The organism is Rhizobium sp. IBUN, assembly GCF_000510625.1.
Classification (GTDB): Bacteria; Pseudomonadota; Alphaproteobacteria; order Rhizobiales; family Rhizobiaceae; genus Rhizobium; species Rhizobium altiplani.
The window spans coordinates 1-2,271 of sequence record NZ_AZNV01000095.1 but is presented as its reverse complement, the minus strand read 5'-3'; the positions used below and the strand labels follow the sequence as shown (position 1 = coordinate 2,271).

Sequence of the window (2,271 nt, the reverse complement as noted above, 5' to 3'; positions counted from 1 at the left end):
CTTCCACCAGGCCTGGACGAGGACGATGTTCTCGAGCAACGACTATTCCGCCGAATGGGGCGACCTCCGCGCGATACCGACGAACCGAATTGGCCGAAGGTGGCCAGCGAACTGAAGCGCAAGGGCGTGACGCTCAATCTGCTATGGCAGGAATACCGGGAAACCCATCCGGATGGCTACGGCTATACGTGGTTCTGCTGCCGGTTTGCCGATCACGAAAGCCGGGCCAAACCCACCTATCGCAGCCGTCACGTCGGTGGCGTGGCGATGGAATGCGACTATGCCGGCCATACGATCCCGATCATTGATCCATCTACCGGCGAGGTCCGGGCGGCGCAGATCTATGTGGCGGTGCTGAGCGCGTCGCAGTTGACGTTCTCTTATGCCAGCTTCAGCCAAAAGCTGCCCGATTGGATCGAGGCCAACCAACGGGCCTTCAGTTACTTCGGTGGCGTGACGAAGACGACCATCTGCGACAACCTCAAGTCTGCGGTGGCCAAGGCGCTTTGGTTTGAACCGACCTTGAATGCGACTTTTGCCGCTTTCGCCGAGCACTATGACACAACGGTGGTTCCAGCACGGCCCAAACATCCTCGGGACAAACCATCCGCCGAAGGGACGGTTTTAATCGTCGAGAGGTGGGTTCTGGCCAGACTTCGAAACGAACGCTTCTTCAGCCTCGGTGATCTCAATATCCGCATTAGCGCTTTGATCGAGGATCTCAACACCCGAACGATGCGGCGATATGGCAAGTCTCGGCGCGCTTTGTTCGATGAAGTCGAGCGCTCCCAGCTCAAGCCGCTGCCTTCAACGCCGTTTGAGTATGCGGAATGGAAGGTCGCGAAGGTCCATCCCGACTACCATGTCGAGGTCGACAAGACGTTCTATTCCGTGCCGCACGGTCTCATCGGAAGGCGGGTCGATATCAGGCTGACGTATCGGGCAGTCGAGATCTTCTTTGATCACAGGCGTGTCGCCAGCCACATCCGAAGCTCGCAGCGCTCCGGCCACATTACCGTCAATGAACATATGCCCAAGGCTCACCAGCGCTACGCAAACACGACACCCCACACATTGCGCAGGGAAGCAGCAAAGGTCGGAACCAATACGGCGACCTTTATTGAACGTCTGCTATGCGATCGCCCGCATCCCGAGCAAGGTTACCGATCTGCTCAAGGCGTTCTTTCCCTGGCGCGTCGATACGAATCCGGTCGGCTGGAGCTGGCGTGCGAGCGAGCACTGGTCATCAACGCGCTGAGCTATTCGTCTGTCGCCAACATTCTCAGATCTGGCCTCGATCAGGCTCCGGCTACGAGCGAGGCTGTGAAGCCGGCACCGCCGCACGGCAATATCCGCGGCAAAACCTACTACCAATGAAGAGGACATCAGATGCTGACACATCCAACACTGGATCAGATGAATGCGCTCGGTCTTGCCGGGATGGCGACGGCCTATCGCGAGCTTATCGAGCAGGCTCATGGAAGCGATCTGAGCTTCGACGAACGGCTGGGTCTGATGCTCGACCGCGAGATCGCCGTAAGAACCGACCGACGGCTAACAAACAGGCTCGCCACGGCGAAGCTTCGTTTTGCCAATGCCTCGATCGAAGACATCGACTTTGGATCGCACCGCGGCCTTGACCGCCGGAACGTCCTGTCCCTGGCACAAGGTGCATGGCTGAAGGCAAACGAGAATCTAATTCTGACGGGCCAAACGGGCACCGGAAAAACATGGATTGCTTGCGCCTTCGCACGACAGGCGGCCCGCCTCGACTACTCAGTCCTCTACGTTCGTATGCCGCGGCTGTTTGAGGACCTCGCACTCGCCAGGCTCGATGGACGCTTTCCGCGCCTTGTCGACAAGCTCGCACGCGTTCAGTTGCTGGTGCTGGATGACTGGGGAACTCATACCTTGAACGACCGACAGCGCCTCGACCTGCTGGAAATATTCGAGGAACGATATCGGCGGAAGTCGACCCTGATCACGGCTCAGCTTCCCGTGGCTGCCTGGCATGAGATGATCGGAGAGGCCACTTTGGCTGATGCGATTTTAGACCGTATCGTTCACAATGCACACCGCATAACGCTCGAAGGCGACAGCATGCGGAAACGAAAAACACCGCCGATCTTGACCGGTGGCGAAATAACCGAAATTAATCACCCGTAACAGCAACAAGGCAACCGGAACTCGATCAGATCCGTTGTCCGCGACTTAGCGAAACGCTTGTCCGCGACTTTCTGAAAACGCTGTCCCAATTAAGAGAAATCCGCA

General features: G+C 57.7%; 2 protein-coding genes. Both read left to right on the top strand.

Annotated features, from left to right (window positions below; all coding sequences use genetic code 11):
- The coding region (gene istA / locus RHIBUN_RS35010) for an IS21 family transposase (RefSeq protein WP_051420158.1) at positions 1–1,377 on the top strand (1,377 nt) is incomplete at its 5' end.
- Positions 1,378–1,389: 12 nt separating this feature from the next.
- Complete coding sequence (gene istB / locus RHIBUN_RS0132930) at positions 1,390–2,166, top strand: IS21-like element helper ATPase IstB (protein WP_025662882.1); 777 nt, start codon at positions 1,390–1,392, stop codon at positions 2,164–2,166.
- Positions 2,167–2,271 lie beyond the last annotated feature (105 nt).

Excerpts from the sequence above, each read along its gene's own strand:
- istB (WP_025662882.1), top strand. The coding sequence starts at position 1,390 with ATGCTGACACATCCAACACTGGATCAGATGAATGCGCTCGGTCTTGCC.